The organism is Solirubrobacter pauli (assembly GCF_003633755.1).
In the GTDB taxonomy this organism is placed as follows: domain Bacteria; phylum Actinomycetota; class Thermoleophilia; order Solirubrobacterales; family Solirubrobacteraceae; genus Solirubrobacter; species Solirubrobacter pauli.
This window is the reverse complement of the sequence record NZ_RBIL01000002.1, coordinates 2,302,835-2,323,110: the sequence shown is the minus strand read 5'-3', so window position 1 is coordinate 2,323,110 and position 20,276 is coordinate 2,302,835. Positions and strand designations below refer to the sequence as shown.

The 20,276-nt window shown below is 74.1% G+C and carries 15 protein-coding genes and 2 tRNA genes; 11 read left to right on the top strand and 6 right to left on the bottom strand.

Annotated features, from left to right (window positions below; genetic code table 11):
* Window positions 1–34 precede the first annotated feature (34 nt).
* The gene (locus C8N24_RS30435; protein ID WP_121257350.1) at window positions 35–733 is read right to left on the bottom strand and encodes a metal-dependent transcriptional regulator; all 699 of its coding nucleotides are present in this window, start codon (window positions 731–733) and stop codon (window positions 35–37) included.
* Window positions 734–821: 88 nt separating this feature from the next.
* Between C8N24_RS30435 and C8N24_RS30430 the strand changes: the two genes are divergently transcribed.
* The 4 genes from C8N24_RS30430 to C8N24_RS30415 are packed head-to-tail and all read left to right on the top strand — an operon-like array spanning window position 822 to window position 6,959.
* Complete coding sequence (locus C8N24_RS30430; protein WP_147448059.1) at window positions 822–2,621, top strand: ABC transporter substrate-binding protein; 1,800 nt, start codon at window positions 822–824, stop codon at window positions 2,619–2,621.
* Window positions 2,622–4,607, top strand: coding sequence for an iron ABC transporter permease (locus tag C8N24_RS30425; RefSeq protein WP_121257346.1), 1,986 nt, complete (start codon window positions 2,622–2,624; stop codon window positions 4,605–4,607).
* Window positions 4,604–5,407 carry an ABC transporter ATP-binding protein gene (locus C8N24_RS30420; protein WP_121258148.1) on the top strand — a complete coding sequence of 268 codons (804 nt, stop codon included), beginning with the start codon at window positions 4,604–4,606 and terminating at the stop codon, window positions 5,405–5,407. Before C8N24_RS30425 ends, C8N24_RS30420 begins: the two co-directional genes overlap by 4 nt.
* 10 nt (window positions 5,408–5,417) lie before the next feature.
* Window positions 5,418–6,959, top strand: a complete 1,542-nt coding sequence (locus C8N24_RS30415; RefSeq protein WP_121257344.1) for an RNA polymerase sigma factor — start codon at window positions 5,418–5,420, stop codon at window positions 6,957–6,959.
* Here C8N24_RS30415 and C8N24_RS30410 read toward each other — a convergent pair.
* Complete coding sequence (locus tag C8N24_RS30410) at window positions 6,956–7,315, bottom strand: ATP-binding protein (protein ID WP_121257342.1); 360 nt, start codon at window positions 7,313–7,315, stop codon at window positions 6,956–6,958. The two genes, C8N24_RS30415 and C8N24_RS30410, sit on opposite strands and share 4 nt — an antisense overlap.
* A gap of 23 nt (window positions 7,316–7,338) precedes the next feature.
* On the opposite strand from C8N24_RS30410, the gene C8N24_RS30405 reads away from it, so the two are divergent.
* From C8N24_RS30405 to C8N24_RS30390, 4 genes are read left to right on the top strand one after another with little or no spacing between them, the layout of a single operon-like run.
* A complete protein-coding gene (locus C8N24_RS30405; protein ID WP_121257340.1) occupies window positions 7,339–8,349 on the top strand; it encodes a dipeptide epimerase in 1,011 nt (336 codons plus the stop codon).
* Window positions 8,342–9,373: an N-acetyltransferase DgcN family protein gene (locus tag C8N24_RS30400; protein ID WP_121257338.1), complete on the top strand. Its 1,032-nt coding sequence runs from the start codon at window positions 8,342–8,344 to the stop codon at window positions 9,371–9,373. The genes C8N24_RS30405 and C8N24_RS30400 overlap by 8 nt, the downstream gene beginning before the upstream one ends.
* Window positions 9,370–12,195, top strand: coding sequence for a bifunctional acetate--CoA ligase family protein/GNAT family N-acetyltransferase (locus tag C8N24_RS30395; protein WP_121257336.1), 2,826 nt, complete (start codon window positions 9,370–9,372; stop codon window positions 12,193–12,195). Before C8N24_RS30400 ends, C8N24_RS30395 begins: the two co-directional genes overlap by 4 nt.
* A complete protein-coding gene (locus C8N24_RS30390) occupies window positions 12,192–12,884 on the top strand; it encodes an aspartate/glutamate racemase family protein (protein ID WP_121257334.1) in 693 nt (230 codons plus the stop codon). Before C8N24_RS30395 ends, C8N24_RS30390 begins: the two co-directional genes overlap by 4 nt.
* Here C8N24_RS30390 and C8N24_RS30385 read toward each other — a convergent pair.
* From C8N24_RS30385 to C8N24_RS30375, 3 genes are all read right to left on the bottom strand, one after another.
* A complete protein-coding gene (locus C8N24_RS30385; RefSeq protein ID WP_170179528.1) occupies window positions 12,871–15,813 on the bottom strand; it encodes a choice-of-anchor D domain-containing protein in 2,943 nt (980 codons plus the stop codon). The two genes, C8N24_RS30390 and C8N24_RS30385, sit on opposite strands and share 14 nt — an antisense overlap.
* Before the next feature lie 98 nt (window positions 15,814–15,911).
* A complete protein-coding gene (locus C8N24_RS30380) occupies window positions 15,912–17,330 on the bottom strand; it encodes an MFS transporter (RefSeq protein ID WP_121257330.1) in 1,419 nt (472 codons plus the stop codon).
* An 88-nt stretch (window positions 17,331–17,418) separates the two neighbouring features.
* Entirely contained in the window at window positions 17,419–17,826 is a 408-nt protein-coding gene (locus tag C8N24_RS30375; protein ID WP_147448058.1) for an FHA domain-containing protein, read from the bottom strand.
* Between the two features lie 255 nt (window positions 17,827–18,081).
* On the opposite strand from C8N24_RS30375, the gene C8N24_RS30370 reads away from it, so the two are divergent.
* The 3 genes from C8N24_RS30370 (at window position 18,082) to C8N24_RS30360 (ending at window position 19,667) form a co-directional block, all read left to right on the top strand.
* A tRNA-Leu gene (locus C8N24_RS30370) sits at window positions 18,082–18,166 on the top strand.
* Between the two features lie 42 nt (window positions 18,167–18,208).
* A tRNA-Glu gene (locus C8N24_RS30365) sits at window positions 18,209–18,281 on the top strand.
* Window positions 18,282–18,341: 60 nt separating this feature from the next.
* Window positions 18,342–19,667, top strand: coding sequence for a hypothetical protein (locus C8N24_RS30360; protein WP_147448057.1), 1,326 nt, complete (start codon window positions 18,342–18,344; stop codon window positions 19,665–19,667).
* Here C8N24_RS30360 and C8N24_RS30355 read toward each other — a convergent pair.
* Window positions 19,652–20,200 (bottom strand): DUF305 domain-containing protein, encoded by a 549-nt coding sequence (locus C8N24_RS30355; protein ID WP_170179527.1) that lies wholly within the window; start codon window positions 20,198–20,200, stop codon window positions 19,652–19,654. The two genes, C8N24_RS30360 and C8N24_RS30355, sit on opposite strands and share 16 nt — an antisense overlap.
* Window positions 20,201–20,276 lie beyond the last annotated feature (76 nt).

The window sequence follows — 20,276 nt, the reverse complement described above, 5'->3', positions numbered from 1 at the left end:
GCCGGATGTTAGTAAAGGTGCCTTTACGCCTCAACTACTGATCGCTGGAGCGGCGGACATAGAGCCCGCGCGCCGCACGATCGGCGATGAACTGCTCGCCGTCGCCCGCGATCTGGATCTTGCGGTGGCCGGCGGCCGGCTGGATGTCCCGCACCTCGACCTTCGCGCCGGGCGCGAGGCCTTCGGCCGCGAACCACGACAGCAGCCCGCCGTCCTGCTCGGTGAGGCGGACGATCTCGCCGCTGTCGCCGGCGGCGAGGTCGGCCAGGCTGACCAGCTCGCGGCTCTCCTCGCGGTCCTGCTGCGGGGCGACGGGCCAGCCGTGCGGGCAGCGCTCGGGGTAGCCGAGCTTCGCGTGCAGGCGCTCGACCATGTCCTCGGTGAAGGACGCGGCGACGCGCGACGCGTGCTCGTGCGCCTCGGCGGGGTCGTAGTCGAGCATGTCCGTGAGGAAGCGCTCGACGATCCGGTTGCGGCGGACGACCTGCTCCGCGCGCTCGGTGCCCGCGGCGGTGAGCACGAGCTCGCGCCCGGTGCCGCGCTCCAGGAGGCCCTCGGCGGCCAGGCGCTTGAGCATCTCGCCCACGGCCGTGCGCGACACGCCGAGCGCGTCCGCGACCCGCGCCGCGATCGCCGCGGGGGCCTTCGCCGGCTCGTACACGCCCACGGGCGACACCAGCAGGTGGATCGCCTCAAGGTAGTCGTCGATCGAGTGTCCGTGGGGCTTGCTCATCCTGCACAAGCATAGTGCTCGCACTCTGACCTCAACAAACTTGCCATCAGTTGTTAGGGTTGGTTGACGTATGCGACGGACCTTGGTGATGACCGCTGTCGTGGGCGCGGCGCTCACGGCGGCCGCCCCGGCGTCGGCGGGGACGTCGACGAACCAGAACAGCTGCAAGTTCAACCTCGATCAGGTGTGGCGGGAGAGCCAGGTCGAGCTCACCGGCGTGGCGAGCCCGAACCCTGCCGCGCCCGCCTCTGGGGTGACGTTGACGCAGTCGTCGGCGCGTCTGCGCCTGCCGGACTACATCGCCGAGGCGGGCTACAACCTGCAGTTCTTCAAGGCGGGCGAGAACCAGATCCCCGCGAAGGTGTGGCTCGCGGTCGAGGCGCCCGGGACGACGCAGGGCGTGCAGGTGCAGCACTTCGACGCCGTCGCCCGCCTGACCATCACCGACGACGGCAACGGGACCTTCGTCTCGTCCACGCCGATTGACGCGACCGTCGCGCTCCCCGACACGACGTGGACCGCGCCCGCGTCCGCGTTCTCCTTCCGCCAGGCCGGGCCGGGCAGCCTGCCGCCGGTGCCCGCGGGGCTGGGCGGCGCGAGCGTCCAGCCGGCCGGCAGCGTGCTGATCCGCGCGGAGGTCGGCGGGGTGGGCGTGCTGCTCGACTGCCAGCCCGCCCGGGGTGAGGGCCGAGCGGCGCCGACGCCGCTGACGCCGTCGCCGTTCGAGACCGTCGGCGTCCAGGCCGGCGCGCCGGTGCGCTTCCCCGCGCCGAAGGCCGTCCCCGCCGTGGCGGTGCGCACGACGAAGCTCAAGGCCACGGCGCGGTCGGTGAAGGTCGCGCTGTCCTGCACGGCCGCCGACTGCAAGGGCGCCGTGACGCTGAAGGCCGGCGCGAGCTCGCTCGCGGCCAAGAAGAGCTACACGCTCGAGGCGGGCGCCAAGACCACCGTCACGCTCAAGCTCAAGCGGACGCTGAAGCAGGCGCGCAAGGTGACGCTGCGGGTCACGGCCGACGGCGGCAACACGGTCACGAAGCGCTTCACGCTGCAGCCCGCGAAGCCGGCGAAGGTGAAGGCGAGCGCCGCGCCCAAGCGGGTCGTCGCGATCGAGTGGGACACGGTCGAGAACCTGCACATGCTCGGCATGGCGCCGGTGGGAGCGGCGGACATGAAGGGCTACGACACGTGGGTGGCGGCGCCGCGGCCGCGGGGCATGAAGGACGTGGGGTCGCGCCAGTCGCCATCGATCGAGCGGATCGCGGCGCTCGAGCCCGACCTGATCGTCGTCCCGGACTACCGGTCGACGAAGAACCTCGCGCAGCTCAAGAAGATCGCCCCGGTGCTGGTCACGCACCCGTACCCCGCGAGCGGCAGCCAGCTGAACGCGATGGTCACGGACTTCCGGCGGCTCGCGACCGCGGTCGGGCGCAAGGCGCGCGGCGAGCGGGTGCTGCAGGACCTCTCCAACACGCTCGCGCGGGCCAAGGCCAAGCTCAAGAAGGGCGGTCGCGCCGGCGCGACGGTCGCGATCGCGACGCCCGGCGGCACGTCCAGCGCGCCCGCGATCCGCATGTTCACGCAGAACTCGCAGACCGCCGACGTGGTCCGCCGCCTGGGGCTGCGGGACGGCTGGAGCGGCACGGCGCGCTACGGCTTCGCGACGGTCGGGCTGGAAGCGCTGTCGCGCGTGGACGGGTGGCTCGCCTTCGTCTACCCGCCGCAATTCCAGCGCCAGGTCCAGGGCATCACGAAGTCGTCCGCGTACAAGCGCCTGCCGGTCGTCAAGGCCAAGCGCGTGCGCACGCTCGGCGGCACCACCTGGCTGTTCGGCGGCCCGCGCTCGACGATGCTGTTCGCCGACCGCCTGGCCAACTCGCTGACGTCGTAGATGACGAGGCGCGTCGCCGCGTTCGCCCTCGCCGGCCTCGCGCTCGCCCTCGTCGCCGGCGTCCTCGACGTCGCGCAGGGACAGGGCGACGTCCCGCTCGGCGACGTGTGGAGCGCGCTCTTCGCCCGCGGCGAGTCGCTCAACGACGCGCTCGTGCGGGACATCCGGCTGCCCCGGGTGGCGGCGGGGATCGTCGCCGGGTTCGCGCTCGCCGGCGCGGCGGTCATCCTGCAGGCGATCACGCGCAACCCGCTCGCCGAGCCCGCCACGCTCGGGCTGACCGCGGGCGGCGCGCTCGCCGTCACGCTCGTCGCCGCCTACGCGAGCCTCGCGCCCGGCGCGCCCACGATCGCCGTGGCGTTCGTCGGCGTCGCCGCCGGCACCGCGCTGATCGGCGCGATGGCCGCCGCGGGTGGGGGAGGCGTGCGGCTGATCCTCGCGGGCATGGCCGTCGGCCTGGCGCTGGCGGCGGGCACGGCCGCGGTCCGGCTCACGCGCGAGACCGAGACGAGCGGGCTGTTCCTGTGGGGTGCGGGCTCGCTCCTGCAGAACGGTTGGGGCCCGCTGACGGCCGGTGTGCTGATCGGCGCGCCCGCGCTGCTCGCGACGCTGCTGCTCACGCGCTCGCTCGACGTCGCCGTGCTGGGGGAGCAGACCGCGCGGGCACTCGGCCAGCGCGCCGGGCTCGTGCAGCTCGCGTCGGTCGCGCTCGCGGCCGTGCTGACCGCCGTGGCCGTCGGGCTCGTCGGGCCGATCGCGTTCGTGGGGATCCTCGCCGGCGGCCTCGCCCGCGCCGCGCGGCCACGCGGACATCGGCAAGCGCTGCTGGTCGCGCTGCCGTGGGGGGCCGCGATCCTGCTCGCCGCGGACGTCGCCGGCCGCCTGATCACGGGCCTGGACACCGAGACCCCGGCGGGTGTCGTGTGCGCGCTGATCGGCGCGCCGGTGCTCGTGGTCGTGGCGAAGCGGCTGCGCGGTGAAGTCGGCCAGTCGCTGGACACGCGGGCCGGCGGCGCGCGCTGGCGCCCGAAGGCCGCGCTGGCCGCCGCGCTCCTGCTGCCCGTCGCCGTGATCGGCTCGCTGTGCCTGGGGGAGATCCGGATCGGCCCAGGGGAGGTGCTCGGCTCGATCCTCGGCCGCGGCTCGCCGCTGGGGGAGATCGCGCTCGAGTCGCGCGCCCCGCGCCTGGCGGTGGCGTTGCTCGGCGGCGCGTGCCTCGCCGCGTCCGGGACCGTCCTGCAGGCCGCGGTCCGCAACCCGTTCGCGGGGCCCGAGCTCGCGGGCGTGGTCGGCGGCGCGTCCGTCGGCGCCTTCCTCGTGCTGCTCGCGTTCCCCGACGCGCCGACGCTGGTCCTGCCGTTCGCGTCGTTCGCGGGCGCGCTGGTGGCGATGGGCGCGGTGCTCGCGCTCGCGGGCGGCGGCTCGCCGACGCGGCTGGCGCTCGTCGGCCTCGCGGTCACCGCCGCGTGCAGCGCCGTCACGATGCTGATGCTGCTCAACGCGCAGCCGGCCGCGGCGACCGCGATCACGTGGCTGATCGGCTCCACCTACGCGACGAGCTGGGCCGACTTCCGGCTGCTCGCCGTGCCCGCGGCCTTGCTGCTGCCGCTCGTCTTCCTCGCCGTCCGCCGCCTTGACGTGCTGATGCTCGACGACGACCTCTCGCGCAGCCTCGGCCTGCGGACGAGCCGGACACGCGCGCTGCTGCTGGCGGCCGGCGCCGCGCTCGGGGCCGCCGCCGTCGCGGTCTGCGGCGCGATCGCGTTCGTCGGCCTGCTCGCCCCGCACGCCGCGCGCCTGCTGGCCGGCGGCAACCACCGCCGGTCGCTGCCGATGGCGATGACGCTCGGCGCGCTGCTCCTCGGCCTGGCGGATGCCGTCGGGCGGACCGTGCTCGCGCCGACCGAGATCCCGAGCGGCTTGGTCGTGTCCCTGATCGGCGCGCCCTACCTGGCCGTGCTGCTGTGGCGGAGCCGGACGGCGTGAGCCGCCTGCGCGCCGACGCGCTCCGCGTCGGGTACGGTGAGCGCGACGTCCTCCAAGGCGTCGACGTCCCGTTGCCCGAAGGCCAGATCACCGCGATCGTCGGGGCCAACGCGTGCGGCAAGTCGACGCTGCTGCGGACGTTCGCGCGGCTGCTCGAGCCGACCGGCGGCAGCGTCCTGCTCGACGGGGCGGAGATCGCGCGGCTGCCGACGCGCGACGTCGCCAAGCGGCTCGGCTTCCTGCCGCAGTCGCCGGTGCCGCCCGAGGGCCTCACGGTCGAGGACCTCGTCCACCGCGGCCGCTTCCCACACCAGCGGCTCGGCCGGCGCTCGACGGCCGAGGACGCCGAGCGGGTCGACTGGGCGATGCACGCCACGGGCGTCCACGACCTCAAGGACCGCCCACTCGACCGGCTCTCGGGCGGTCAGCGCCAACGTGCCTGGATCGCGCTGGCGCTCGCCCAGGACACGCCGATCCTCCTGCTCGACGAGCCGACGACGTACCTGGACCTCGCGCACCAGCTCGAAGTGCTCGACCTGCTCGTCGACCTCAACGAGCAGGGGCGGACGATCGTCATCGTGCTCCACGACCTCAACCACGCCTGCCGGTACGCGCACCACCTGGTGGCGCTCGAAAGCGGACACGTCCATGCCGCCGGCGCGCCACAAGCGATCGTCGACGAGGTGCTCGTCAAGCAGGTGTTCAGCCTCGATTCCCGCGTGATCCCGGACCCGGTCACGGGGACACCGATGTGCGTCCCGATCGGGAGACGGGCGGCGCGGGCCGCGAGCACCTCGTAGAACTAAGAGCATGCGCACGGACGCTGAGCTGCTCCGGAGCTACGACGTCGACGCGTTCGCCGAGTTCTACGGGCGTCACGTGATCACCGTGGCGGCCTTCCTCGGGCGCCGCTCCCGGCGGCCCGAGGTGACGTTCGACCTCGTGGCGGAGACGTTCGCGCGCGCGTATGAGCACCGCAAGCGCTACGACCCGCGCAAGGGGCCCGCGGTCGCGTGGCTGCTGGGCATCGCGCGCAGCGTCGCCGGGGACGCCGAGCGACGCGGCCAGGTGTCCGACGCGGCCCGCGCGCGCATCGGCCTCGGCACGATCGCGCTCGACGACGAAGCGCTGCGGATGATCGCCGAGCGCGGCCGAGTCGACTTCCGGAGCACGCTCGCGCGGCTGCCCGAGTCGCAGCGCATCAGCGTGTTCCGGCGGCTGCTCGACGACGAGGAGTACGAGGACGCGCCGCCGCCGGTCAGCCCGTCGCCGCGGCTCACGCGCCGAGAGCCCGCCAAGCACACCCGGGACCCGTTCGCCGTGCTCGGCGAGCAGCTGCTGGTCGCGGCGGGCGGGAAGCTCCCGCGGCCACGCTCGCGGGTGCTGGCGGCCGCCGCCGCGGCGGTCGTGCTGTTCGGCGCGGGCGTGGCCGCCGCCGCGCTCACGATCGGCGGCGACGACCCGCCGCCGCCCGGTGAGCGCGCCATGCCGACGCCGACCCGGACACCCCCGCCGGTCCCGACCCCGACCGCCACGCCCAGCGACCCGAACAACACGAACCCGTTCCGGCGCCGCCCGCCGAGCGGCAGTGCGCCCGCACCCGCGCCCACGCCGGCGGCTCCGCCCGAGCTCGACCTCACGCTCACGCCGGACCTGACGGCCGGGCACGCCGGCTGGTGCGTCGGCATCACCATCAACACCGCGGGCCTGATCACCGGCGGCCGCCAGTGCCACCGCTCCGGGCCGCCCGGCACGACGCTGATCGCGGCGGGCGGGCTCGGCGGCTCGCCCGGCATGGGCTACGCGATCGTCGACCGCGCCGTGCGCCAGGTGCGGCTGAGCGACGGGCGCACGTTCACGCCCGCACGCGACCCCGGTCTCCCCGCCGGCTGGCGCGTCGCCACGTGGGACGTCACCGGCCAGCCGCCGACGTTCACGCTGCACGACGTCGGCGGGCAGCAGCTCGCCCCGCGCGCGACCGCCGCCGTACGGCCGCTGCCGACGCGTCGCGTGCCGGCCGCCGACCCGCCGCGCACGCGCTGCGCGATCCGCCCGGAGTCCGGCTCGGACCTGAGCCCGAGCCGCGCCCGCGTGCTCGAGCGGTTCGTCGTGCTGGACCTCGTCAGCCCGTCCTACCTGAGCTGCGCGAGCACGTCGTTCAAGGTCGGCAGCCGCACGCTCCGCGCCGCGGTCCTGCTCAACCCGCGCGACCTCGCCGCGCCCGCGTCACCGCTGCCGTCGACCGAGGGCGTGCGCGTGCGCCGCGAGGGTCCGGGGTGGCTGGTCGTCTCCGGCGGCACGGGCGCGCAGCGCGCCCGCCTCATGCGAGCGCTCAGCGTGACGGGTCCCTAGGCGACGTGGAACCAGACCCGTGAGGCGTCGCCGGCGACGCCCCACGAGGTCGAGAGCCGGTCGACGAAGTGCAGTCCCCACCCGCCACGGGCGGGGCGCGGGTCGGACTTGACGATCTTGGCTCCGGTGCCCTCGTCGGAGACCTCGGCCCGTACGCCGTCCGCACCCGAGTGAATGGTCAGCTCGATCCGTCCTGCGCCGTGGCGGAGGGCGTTCGAGACGAGCTCGGAGACGAGCAGGTTCGCCGACTTGAGCCGATCGGAGGGGAGATCCGCGCCGTGCGCGGTCATCAGGAGCCGGGCGATGCCGGCCGAGCTCGCCCCTCGGGGAAGCTCCAACGTCGTGGTGCCGGACATGGGTCAACTGCGAGCATACGCCGATGCGCGCCAGCCCGCACGTCCTTTTTCTGCGTGAGACGTTCCAGATCGCCCGCGGCGCGGCCGACGAGGAGACCGTCGTCGTCGCCGAGCTCGACCACGACGGGATCGTCGCGCGCGGTGAGGGCGCGCCCGTCGACTACTGGGGCGAGACGCCGGAGACGATGATCGCCGCGATCGAGGCCGACGGCGCCGCGCTCCTCGGCGACGACCTGTTCGCGGGCGAGGCGATCGCTCGGCGGATCGCGGCCTGGGACGGCCCGCAAGGCGCGAAGATGGCGCTCGACGGGCTCGTCCACGACTGGGTGGGCAAGCGGGTGCGCCAGCCCGTCTGGCGGTTGCTCGGTGCCGAGCGCGTGACGCCGCCGACCTCCTACACGATCGGCATCGACAGCGTCGAGGGCACGGCCGACCGCACGCGCCGCGCGACGGGCTATGAAGTGCTCAAGATCAAGGTCGGCGGGCCGGGGGACCTCGAGCGCCTGCGCGCGGTCCGAGCGGTGACGTCGGCGCGGTTGAGGATCGACGGCAACGAGGGCTGGGACCTCGAGACGGCGCGGTCGCTCACGCCGGAGCTGGTCGCGCTGGGCGTCGAGTTCGTCGAGCAGCCGTTCCCGGCCGAGGACATCGACTCGTTCCTCGCCTACCGCGAGGTGCCCGACCGGCTGCCGGTGCTGATCGACGAGGGCTGCAAGGACCTCGCGTCCGTGGCGAGGATCGCGACCTACGCGGACGGGATCGTGATCAAGCTGTCCAAGTGCGGCGGCATCCGCGAGGCGCTGCGGATGATCCACGCGGCGCGCGCGCTCGGGCTGCAGGTCATGCTGGGCTGCATGATCGAGTCGGAGCTGGGGATCGCGCAGGCCGCGCAGCTGGGGTCGCTCGTCGACTACGTCGACCTTGACGGGCACCTGCTGATCTCGTCCCGGCCGTTCACCGGGCTGGGGCTGCTGGACGGGCGGCTCGTGCTGTCGGACCAGCCCGGCCTGGGCGTGGAGCGGGCCGATGGCTGACCGGCTCGCGCTGTTCACCGGCGGCCAGTTCGCCGATTCGCACGCCAAGACCGCCCACGGCATCCTGCGCTACGGCGAGCGCGAGGTCGTGTGCGTGGTCGACGAGACGTCGGCCGGCTCGACGGCCTCGGACGTGGTGCCCTACGCGCGCCGCGCGGTGCCGATCGTCGCGGGCGTCGAGCAGGCGGCGGCGCTGGGCGCGAACGTGCTCGTGATCGGCGTGGCGCCGTTCGGCGGCGCGCTGACGGACGAGTGGCGCGCGGCGGTGCTGGAAGCGATCCGGGCTCAGATGAGCGTCGAGGCCGGCCTGCACACGGTGCTGGCCGAGGACGACGAGCTGGCGGCCGCCGCGGCGGCGTCGGGCGTGGAGCTGCGGGACCTGCGGGCCGCGCCGCCCGGGCTGTCGGTGCCGCCGGCCGAGCGGCCGGACGTGACCGTCGTGCACACGGTCGGCTCGGACTGCGCGATCGGGAAGATGTCGGTGACGCTCGAGCTGGACGCGGCGGCCCGCGCGCGGGGGCTGGAGTCGGCGTTCGTCGCCACCGGGCAGACCGGGATCGCGATCGCCGGCTGGGGGATCGCGGTCGACCACGTCATCTCCGACTTCGTCGCGGGCGCCGCCTCGCGGCTCGTGCACGACGGCGCCTCGCGCGCGCCGCTGCTGTTCGTCGAGGGACAGGGCGCGCTCGGACATCCGGCGTACAGCGGCGTCACCCTGGGGTTGCTGCACGGGGCCAAGCCCGACGTGCTCGTGCTCTGCCACCGCGCGGGCTCGACCGACATCGACGACTACCCCGGCGTGCCGATCCGGCCGCTCCCGGAGCTGATCTCGATCTACGAGGCGGCCACGTCGTGGGTGGACCATCCCGCGAAGGTGAAGGCGATCGCGGTCAACACGCGCGGGCTGGACGACGACGCGGCGCGCGCCGAGCTGGAGCGCGTACGCGCGGAGACGGGGCTGCTCGCCGCCGACCCGGTCCGCTTCGGGGGTGACGAGCTGCTGGACGCCCTGGGGCTGGCGTGACCGTCCCCGTCGCCGCCGACGTCCACATCGCGCTGCGCGACGGATCGACCGCGCACGTGCGGCCGGTCGTGCCCGCCGACGCGCCGGCGCTGCGCACGTTCCTGGAAGGGCTCAGCGACAACTCGCGCTGGCTGCGGTTCTTCTCGCTCGGCGTGAACCTCGAGAAGGCGGCCGAGCGCGCGGCCGCCGGAGACCGGCCCGAGGGGTACGGCCTGATCGTCACCACCGGCGCCGAGGAGCGCGTGGTGGCGCACGCGGTGTTCGAGCTCGAGCGGCCGGATCGGGCCGAGGTGGCGTTCGCCGTCGCCGACGAGATGCAGGGGCGCGGGCTGGCGACGGTGCTGATCGCGCACCTGGCGCAGGTCGCGTCGGCGCGCGGCGTGACCACCTTCACCGCGACCGTCCTGCCCGAGAACCGGCGGATGATCAGCGTGTTCCGCGAGTCGGGCTTCCCGGTCGAGGTGCGCGCCTCGCCGGACGGCATCGAGGTGGTGTTCCCGACCGAGCTCGGCCCGGACGCGCGGCGCCGCTTCGAGGACCGCGACCGGGTGGCCGCGGTGGCGGCGGTGGAGCGCGTGCTGCGGCCGCGCTCGGTCGCGGTGGTCGGCGCGTCGCGACGGCCGGACTCGTTCGGCGGCGCCGCGTTCCGGCACATCCTCGGCAACGACTTCCGCGGCGAGCTGTTCCCGGTGAACCCGAACGCGGAGTTCGTCGGCTCGCGGCGGGCGATGCCGCGCGTGCCCGAGGGCGTGGACCTCGCGATCGTCGCGGTGCCCGCCGAGGCCGTCCCGGGCGTCGCGCGCGAGTGCGCCGACGCGGGCGTGGAGGCGCTGGTCGTGATCACCGCGGGCTTCGCCGAGGCGGGCGCGGAGGGCGCGGCGCGGCTGGCCGAGCTGCTGGAGATCTGCCGCGCGAGCGGCATGCGGCTGGTCGGCCCGAACTGCATGGGCGTCGTCAACACGGCGCCGGACGTGTCGCTGACGGCGACGTTCGCGCGCGCCGACGTGCCGGCCGGGACGATCGGCTTCGTGTCGCAGTCGGGCGCGTTCGGCGCGGCGGCGATCGACGGCGCCTCACGGCGCGGGATCGGCCTCAGCGCCTTCGTGTCGCTCGGCGACAAGGCCGACCTCTCCAGCAACGACTTCATGCAGTACTGGGAGCAGGACCCGGCCACGCAGGTCGTCGCGCTCTACCTCGAGTCATTCGGCAACCCACGCAAGTTCGGCCGCGTCGCCCGGCACGTCGCCCGCACCAAGCCGGTGCTGGCGGTCAAGGCGGGGCGGACCGGCGCCGGCGCGCGGGCGGCGTCCTCGCACACGGGCGCGCTGATCGCGGCGTCGGACTCGACCGTCGACGCGCTGTTTGCCTCGGCCGGTGTCCTCCGCTGCGACGGGCTCGACGACCTGCTGGACGCCGCCGCGGTCTTGAGCGAGCAGCCGCTGCCGACGGGCAGCGGCGTCGCGATCGTCGCCAACGCCCGCGGCCCGCTGGTCGTGTGCGCCGACGCGTGCGCGGACGCGAACCTCGAGGTGGCGACGCTGTCCGAGCCGACGCAGGCCGCCCTGCGCGAGCGCCTGCCCGAGCAGTCCGTCGTCGCCGGCCCCGTCCAGCTCGTGGCCTCCGAGACGCCCGCCCAGCTCGCGGCCGTGACCGAGCTCGTCGCCGCCGACCCGGGCGTCGACGCCGTGATCACGATCTTCGTCGAGCACATCGCCACTCGCGCCGACGACGTCGCGTCCTGCCTGGCCGGGCTGGAGCTGGACGTGCCGCTGCTGACGGTCTTCATGACGCCCGGCAACCTGCCGGTCGTCCTGCGCCGGGGCGCGACCGGCCGCCGCGCGGCGGACACGACGCCCGAGCCGACGCTGGGCGCCCGCGCGGCGGAGCTCGCCCGCGACGCGGCCGCGCAGGCCGCCGCGCGCTTCGGCCACCGACAGACGCGTCCGACCAGCGCGGAACCCGTTGCGGAACCGCAGCGGCCACAGCGCAAGATCCCCACGTTCCGCGCGCCCGAGCGGGCCGCGCGCGCCCTCGGTCGCGCGGTCGCGTACGGGCGGTGGCGGGCCACGCCCGTGCTCGAGCCCGCGCGCCTCGACGGCGTGGACGCCGACGCGGCCGCCGCGATCCTCGCCGGCGCGCTCGCCCGCGGTGGCGGCTGGCTGCGTCCGGACGAGGTGGAGGCGCTGCTCGCGGCGTACGGGATCGCGCTCGTCGAGCAGCGGCGCGCCGCGACGCCCGCCGCGGCGGCCAAGGCCGCGGCCGAGCTCGGGGGCGCGGTGGCGCTCAAGGGCGTGGCGCCCGGGGTCGTGCACAAGGCCCAGGCGGGGGCCGTGCGGCTCGGGCTGGCCGGGCCGACCGCCGTCAAGCGCGCGGCGCAGGACGTGGCGGCCAAGCTCGAGGCGTCCGGCACACCGGTGGGCGACTTCCTCGTCCAGCGGATGGCCGAGCCGGGTGTCGAGATGCTGGTCGGCGTGCTGGCCGACGAGCGCTTCGGGCCGGTGGTCGCGTGCGGCGCGGGCGGCGGCACGGCCGAGGTGCTCGGCGACGTCCAGGTGCGGTTAGCTCCCTTGGCCCGCGAGGACGCGCTCGACATGATCTCGCGCTTGCGCTCACTTGCTCTGCTGCACCGTGCCGACGCCGACGTGGAGGCGTTGGCCGACATCGCCGTCCGGGTCGGCGCGCTCGCCGACGCCCACCCCGCGATCGCCGAGCTGGACCTCAACCCGGTCGTCGCGTCCGCCGAGGGCGCGGCCGTCGTCGACGCGCGCGTGCGGGTCGCGCCGCCGGCCGTCCAGCCCGTCTTCCCGGCGGTCGGCCGATGAAGCGCATCGGCCTGCTCGGCGGGATGAGCTGGGAGTCGACGATCGAGTACTACCGGCTCGTCAACGAGCTCGTGGCCGAGCAGCTCGGCGGCCTGCACTCCGCGGACTGCGTGCTGCGCTCGGTCGACTTCGCGGACATCGAGCTCCTCCAGCGCGAGGACCGCTGGTCCGAGGCGGGCGAGCGGCTCGCGCGCGAGGCGCAGAACCTCGAGGCCGCCGGCGCGGAGCTGCTCGTCCTGTGCACCAACACGATGCACAAGGTCGCGGCGGAGATCGAGCTGGCGACCACGATCCCGTTCGTCCACATCGCCGACACGACCGCCGCGGCGGTGCGCGGCGACGGCCTCGAGCGCGTCGGGTTGCTCGCCACCGCGTACACGATGGAGCAGGACTTCTACACCGGCCGCTTGCGCAACGACCACCGCCTGCAGGTCATCACGCCGCCGGCGCGCGACCGCAAGATCGTCCACGACGTGATCTACGACGAGCTGTGCCGGGGCATCGTCAGCGACCTCTCGCGCGAGCAATACCGGCGGATCATGGCCGACCTCGCCGAGCAGGGCGCGCAGGGCATCCTGCTCGGCTGCACCGAGATCGACCTGCTGGTCGGCGCGGACGACTCACCCGTGCCGGTCTACGACACGACGCGCCTGCACGCCGAGCGCGCGGTCGCCCTCAGCCTGTCCTGAGCGTCCGCTGCGCGCGGCGCACGGCCTTCGCGCTCGGCCGCTTCGCGCGCAGGGTCTTCGTGGCGGCGGCGTGGCGCCGCAGCGTCTGCAGCGCCGCGGTGCGGGCGGAGGACCGGGGCAGCGCCACGACCTCCTGCCGGCAGCGGGTGAGCCGCTTGGCGAAGCGCGTGGCGGTCGCGGCTCGGCGGGCGGCCGGCGTGCGCGCCAGCGAGCGAGCCGCGGCGAGGCACGGCTTCAGCGCCGCGCGGACCGCCGCACCGGAGTCCCGAGGGGCAGGCGCGACGAACGGCGTCTCGCCGGCGGGCGGCGCGGGGGTCGCGGAAGCGAGTGGCGGTGCGGTGGCGGTCGGCGTCGGCTCGACGGTGGCGGTCGGCGTCGGCTCGGGGGTCGGCTCGACGGTGGCGGTCGGCGTCGGCTCGGGGGTCGGCTCGACGGTGGCGGTCGGCGTCGGCTCAGGGGTCGGCTCGGGTGTCGGCTCGGTGCTCGACACCATCCAGGGCGCGGGCGGCGTCTGGTCGCCGGCGCGGAACGCGAACGTCCCGCGCAACGAGCCGGAGAAGTCCGGGCAGACGAGCTCGAAGCTGACGTTCGTCCTGCTGACGATCCCGGACACCCGCTCGATCTCGTGGACGGTGAACTCGCCCGTGAGACCCGGGCACGCGATGCCGATGGCGGCGCCCATGCCGGGCCACGCGGCAGGGCTCGAGTAGTAGCGCGCGCCCTCGTAGCGCCCGACCGCCAACGTCTGCCCCTTCGGCGCGGCGAAGTCGAGCGTCCACATGATGTTCAGGTCCGCGAGGACCTGGATCCACAGGTGGGAGGGATCGCCCTTGACCAGGTACATGGCCGTGCTGCCGAAGCGCATCGTCCCCGGCGACAGGATCGGCCTCAGCCCTTCCTTGAGCGGCTCGAGCGTGCTGGTCACCTCGAAGGAGGAGTCGCCGCCGTGGGCGAAGGCCTCCAGCGGCACGTCCGTGACGTGCCCCGCGGTGTCCGTGGCGCGCACGGTCGCCCGCCGCACGCCCGTCGCGCTGGGCGTGAAGCGCACGTACACGCGGCACGGCTCCCCCGCCACGACGGGCGTGCCCGTGCACTCGTCCACACGCACCCGGGCGTCCGCCGCGTGCGCGCCGACGATGCGCACGCCGGCGATCCCGGCTCCGTCCTTGGGCCAGAGCGCGACCGGCACGGCTGCGCCCGGCTCGCCGAGCTCGACCGCGCCGAAGCGCAGCCGCGTCGGGACGCTGCGAGGGCCGGGGACCGGCGGCGCGCCGATCCGCACCTCGCCGGCGTGCGTCCGGTCGCCCTCGCTGAGCTCGTAGAGGATCCACAGCCGGGTGACGACGCCGTCGACCTCCTCGTACTCGCGGACCTCGAAGTTCCCGAGCACCGCGCCGGGGTCGGAGCTGCCGACCTCCGTGCCGTCGAGGGTGATCTGCATCCCCGGCTCGCCGTCCTGGCGGCGCGGGTCGAGCAGGCGGAGGACGTTCGCGTACACCCCTGGCTTGACGCCGTTCGCCGTCGGCGGCGTGTAGAAGCGCAGCTGCAGCGGCTGCCCCGTGCTTCCCGGCGCCGCGTCCACCGTCAGCCCGCCGTTGCTCGTGGAGAGCGTGATCCGGTCCCCGGCCTGGGCATCCCACGTCGGGCGCGGCAGGCCCTCGTGGGTGAAGGTGACGCTGGCCGTGCGGGCCGGCAACGGCGCGGGCTCGACGGGCGGACCCGACGGCACCATCCAGCGCGCGGGCGCCGCGTCGTCCCCGGCGTGCCAGCTGAACGTCCCGCGCATGAGCTTGCCGGTCTGCTCGCGGGAGTCGAGGCAGTCGACCACGTACGAGATCCGGGCGTGCATCAGGTCATGGCCATCGAATTCGAGCTCGTGCACGGTGAAGGATCCGCGCCACAGGCCACAGGTTCGCCAGAACGCCGAGAGCCCGATCGAGGGGCCGATCCCAGGGCTGGGACCGACCCGGTACGTCGTGCCCGCCGCCAGGACGTCGCCGTCGCGCGCCCCGAACTCGAGCGTCCATCGCGCGTCGCCGTCATTGACCGATCCGCGCAGGGACTCGCGCGTGCCGCTCATGTCGATCCGCGCGTCCGGCCCGTAGCTCCACGTCTTGCCGTCCCCGACCCACTCCTCCGGGTCGGACACGATCGAGTAGCCGGTGGTCCCCCCGTGGGCGAACACCTCCAGCGGCACGTCGGTGATCCCGTTGGCCGCGTCCGTCACGCGCAGCTTGGCGCTGCGCTCGCCCGCGGCGGCCGGCGCGGCGCGCACCTGCACCTCGCACGCGCTCTTGCCCGCGCAGCCGTGGCCGACGACCTCGAAGTCCCCACCGACGACGCGCACGTCCGTGATCGGCGCGTCCGCGCGCACCTCGACCGGCACCGTCATGCTGTGCCCGCCCCGCTCAGCCGCCGGGAAGCGCAGCCGCGAGGGCACCGCCTGTGGGCCGGGCGACGTCGGCATCCCGACGCGGACCTCGCCGAAGAACGAGCCCATCTGGCCCTCGCAATGCCACTCCCAGAGGATCCATGCGCGGGTGATCCGGTCCGTCGCGTCGCGGGCGATCTCGAGCACCTCGTAGCTCGCGCGCGGGCGCTTGCACTGGGACCACGCGTAGTAGTAGCTCGCCTGGAAGCCCATCGCGGCGTGATCCGCTTGACGCTGCCCGGTCGGCTGCGCGTTCGGATAGACGCCCCGCTCGACGCGCCCGGACACGCCCGGTCCGTCGAAGGTGAGCGCGAAGCTCTCGTACTCGGGGCGGCGGTCCGCGGTGATGCGCAGCCGCTCACCCTCCTGGGAGACGGTGACGATGTCGCCCGTCGCCGTGTCCACGTTGGTCGAGCGGGGCCAGACCGTGGTTCCGCGCCAGCGATCCTCGTCGTGCACGGTCACCGAGTCGGCGAAGGCCGGGGATGCCCCGAGCACCAGCCACAGTCCAACCATTCCGATGATCCAGCGCACGCCCGGGTCCTTCCGCGGCCAACTTGTCGCCGGGTGAGTACCCGGTGAGCAGGAACCTAGTGCTACGTGGTGGCGGGTGCGGCAGTAGCGGCGACCGGCTGCGGCTGCGGGCGCCGGATCACCGGGATCGCGAGCGCGGCGGCCATCGCCAGCACGGCCGCGACCGCCGCGACGGCGAAGGCGTCCGTGAACGCCGCCTCGGCCGGGATCGGCGAGTTCGGCAGCGTCTTGCTCGTGAGCAGCGTCGCGACGAGCTGAGCGCCGAGCGCGCCGCCGAGCGAGCGCATGATCGTGTTGATGCCGGTGGCGACGCCGACCTCCTCGCGCGGGACGGACTCCACGACGAGGTTCGCCATCGCCGAGAACGCGAACCCGATGCCCATGCCCATCACCGCGCCGCCGACGAGGATCTGCCACTCGGCGCTGTGCCAGATCGCGTAGAAGCCGAACGCGACCGCGCCCAGGCCCGCACCGACCACCAGCGGGAACCGCGAGCTCCGCACCGCGAGGCGCCCTGCCCACGGGCCGGCCACCAGCATCACCAGCGTGCTCGGCAGCATCAGCAGGCCCGCGCCGGTGACGGAGGCGCCGAAGCCGTACCCGTGCTGCTCGGGCGTCTGCGCGAGCTGCGGGATGATCAGGAACGAGGCGAACATGCTGAAGCCGATCAGCACCGCGGCGATGTTCGTCATCAGCACCGGGCGGCGCTTGAGCACGCGCATGTCCACGAGCGGCTGGTCGATCTTCGTCTCCACCCAGACCCAGAACGCGGCGACCGCGAGGCCACCGAAGATCAGGCCGAGCACGCGCGAGTCACCCCAACCCCAGCCGTTGGCCTTCGAGAGGCCGTACAGGAGGCTGGCGAGCGCCACCGACAGCAGGCCCGCGCCGATCCAGTCGATCTTCGCGTCCTTCCTGGTCTCCTCGCGCGGGACGTACCGGTGGATCGCGAACGCCGCGGGGAGGGCCATCAGGCCCAGCCAGAACAGCCAGGACGCGTCGAGCGCCTCGACGATCAGCCCCGCGATGACCAGGCCGACGCCACCGCCGATGCCGAACGTGGCGCTGATCCCGCCGATCGCGGTCGCGACCCGCTCCGCCGGGAAGGTCTCCCGGATGATCCCGAACGCGAGCGGGAAGATGCCGCCGCCGACGCCCTGGATGATGCGGCCGACCACGAGCAGGCCGAGCGACGGCGCCAGCGCGCACACGGCGCTGCCGACCGCGAACAGCAGCAGCACGACCGTGAGGACCCGGCCACGGCCGAACAGGTCGCCGAGCTTGCCGACGATCGGCGTCGCCACCGCGGCGGCCAGCAGGTAGCCCGTGAGGATCCACGCGGCCGAGGTCGGCGTGGCGCCGAACTCGCGCTGGATCTCCGGCAACGCGGGGGAGACGACCGTCTGCGAGAGCGCGAACGCCATCCCCGCGAGCAGGAGGGACAGGAAGACGACGCGGGTGTGATCCTCATGCTGCGGCACGAGGAGCAGCTTAGACCGCTAAATGGACGCCGCGGTCCGAACCCCCCGACCGTCTGGTTCGAGGGGGTTCGAACTCGTTATGGAGCGATCAACGCTCGACGTAGCGCAATGTCACGTGGCCGACCAGGACGACGTCGCCGTCCTTGAGCTCGGCCTCGCTCACGCGCACGCCATTGACCTGCACGCCGTTCAGGCTGCGGTCGTCGAGGATCATCGTGCGCTCCCCGCGCTTGGTGATCAGCGCGTGGCGCCGGGACACCGACGCGTCGTCGAGCACGATGTCCGCGCCCGGGCTGCGGCCGATGTGCATGTTGTCCATGGCCAGCAGGAACAACATGATGTCCTCGCCGTCCTCCATGGCCAGGTACCGGCCAGGAGCGATCCGCGGCAACGTCAGGGACACCCGTCTCCGTTCCTGCTCCTCGAGACGCGGCAGGGTGCCGGTCTCTTGTGTCGGCGCTTCAGTTTGCTGCGGTCGTGAGGCGGCGATGGCCACGGGCAAACCTCCGGTGGACGGGCGTGGTCAGGGCCTTGCGAGAGACATTGTCGTCATGAAATCGCAAGAGCGAGCTAAATCTTCTTAATCACCGAATCCCTGACTGACGGTTTTCGTTGCCCCGCCGCCATCGACGACATTCAGGCCGGTCTGCGCAAAGACAACCCGCCATCGCCCGCCGGCGCCCCGCGAGTCCGCCGAACCACAATTTCGCGAGTCCGGCCCCCGGGTCGCTATCCTTCCCGATCCCAGCTCGCGGCTGTGGTGAAATTGGTATACACGCTGGCTTCAGGTGCCAGTGGGCTTTACGCCCGTGGAGGTTCGAGTCCTCTCAGCCGCACTGAGAACCATTGCTAAGATGGCTCTCGCGTAACACCCCCTTGCCGCTATCGTCCAGGGGACTAGGACGCCGCCCTCTCACGGCGGAAACCGGGGTTCGAATCCCCGTAGCGGTACTTGAAAGCCCCGGACTCCCGGGGCTTTCGTCGTTCTGAGGCCTGCGATGATGCCGCGCCGTGCGCGCCGCCCTCGCTGCCCTCGCTGTCGCTGCCGGGGCGGTGATCGCCGCTCTGTCGCTCGGCCCTGGGTATCCCGGGTACGACGCGGCGTGGGCGCTGGTGTGGGGCGGGCAGCTCGCGGGTGGCGCGCTGCCGGACTACCAGGCGCCGTTCGCACCGACGCCGCATCCGCTCGCCAACCTGGTCGCGGTACCGCTGTCGCTGGCCGCGGACGGGGGCGTGCAGGGGGTGCTCGTGATCACGTACGTGAGCTTCGCGGCGCTGCTGGTGGGGCTGGTCGCGCTGGGCGGGCGGTGGGCCGGTGGCGTGGCCGCGGTGGTGGTGGCGAGCTTCAGCGTGCTGCAGCGCGAGGTCGCGTTCGCGTCGCTGGACATCCCGTACCTGGCGCTGCTGGTGTGGGCGGCCGCGTTGGAGGTGCGGCGGCCCCGCCGGGGCGCGGCCGTGCAGGTGCTGCTCGTCCTGGCCGGGCTGCTGCGACCGGAGGCGTGGCTGCTGGCGCTCGCGTATGCGGCCTGGCTGGGACGGCGTCAGGCACTGCCGCTTGCGGTCGCGGCGCCGGTGATCTGGGCCGCGACGGACCTGCTGGTGACCGGCAGCCCGACCTACAGCTTCACCGGCACGCGGGCACTCGCGGCCGACCTGGGGCGGCCGACCGGGCTGCACACGGCGATCGTGTCGGCTCCGTCGTCACTCGCCGACCTGATGGGGACGCTTCCGCTGCTGGCGGGAGTCGTGGGGCTCGTCGCCGGGCTCGCACTCCAGCCGAGGCGGTTCGCCGGTCCGGCGGCTGTGCTGGGCATCGGCCTGCTCACGTACGCGCTGCTCGGGGTGGCCGAGCTGCCCGTGCTGCTGCGCTACCTGCTGGTGCCGGCGTGCGTGCTCGCGCTGGTGGCCGGGATGGGCGCGGAGCTGCGGTTGCCGGTCGCGCTCGTGATCGGTGCGCTGCTGCTGTGCGCCATCCCGTCCACGCTCGGCGGGCTGCGCGACGCGCGGGCGTTCACGCACGCCCGTCGGACGGTGCACGACGACCTGCTCCAGCTCGCCCGCACGCCCGCCTTCCAGCGGGCCGCCGCCGGGTGCCCTGCCGTCTACGTGCCCGACTTCCGCGCGCGCCCGTTGCTCGCTCTCACCGGCGTGACGGCGCCGGTGCGGGTCGCCAACCTGCCGGACGGACGGCCCGGCCTGCTCGTGACGTACGCCAACGAGCGGGTGCGGCGGGTGTTCACGCTCGGGGCCCGCGGTGAGGTGCAGCGGCAGGCGGCGCCGGCAGGCGCGCGGCCGCTGGCCCGCAGTGGCACGTGGCGGGCCTACGAGGTCTGCTGAGCGACGTCCGCCAGCGCGGCGTTGAGCCTGTCCAGCTCGCGCGCCACGTCGGCGCCGACGCGTTGCGCGATGGCCTTCGTCGCCGGGTCCTTGCCGTCCTTGAGCTCCGCGCGGACCAGCGCGAGCGCGCCGCGGTTGTGCTGGGCCATCAGCGTGAGGAAGGCCGTGTCGAGCGGTCGTGCCCCGTCGAGCGCGTCGGGGCCGATCCCGTCGGCCGCCTCTTGCGGGGACACGCCGAGGTCGGGCAGGCCGTCGCGGGACGGGACGTCGGCCAGGCGCTCCAACAGCATGGGCAAGGTCTTCTCGCGCCGGGCGGCGATCTGCCCGGCGAGTTTGCGCACTGACACCGACTTGCCCTCCGTCGCGGCGGCGCGGGCGAGCGCGAGACCGGTCTGCTGATGCCCGGCGATCCGCACGGCGAACGCGTCGTCGACCGGCAACGGCGGGGCGGATCGGCTCGGCTCGGCAGCTTTGCCGCCGCAGGCGGACACCAGCAGGGCCAGCGCGAGCAGGATCGTCAGACGGGTGCGCACGTGCTCAGCATGCCAGCCCCACGGAACGCGGACTAGACGAAAGTACGGCTCTGCAAAGAGGGATTCTTGTTCGCTC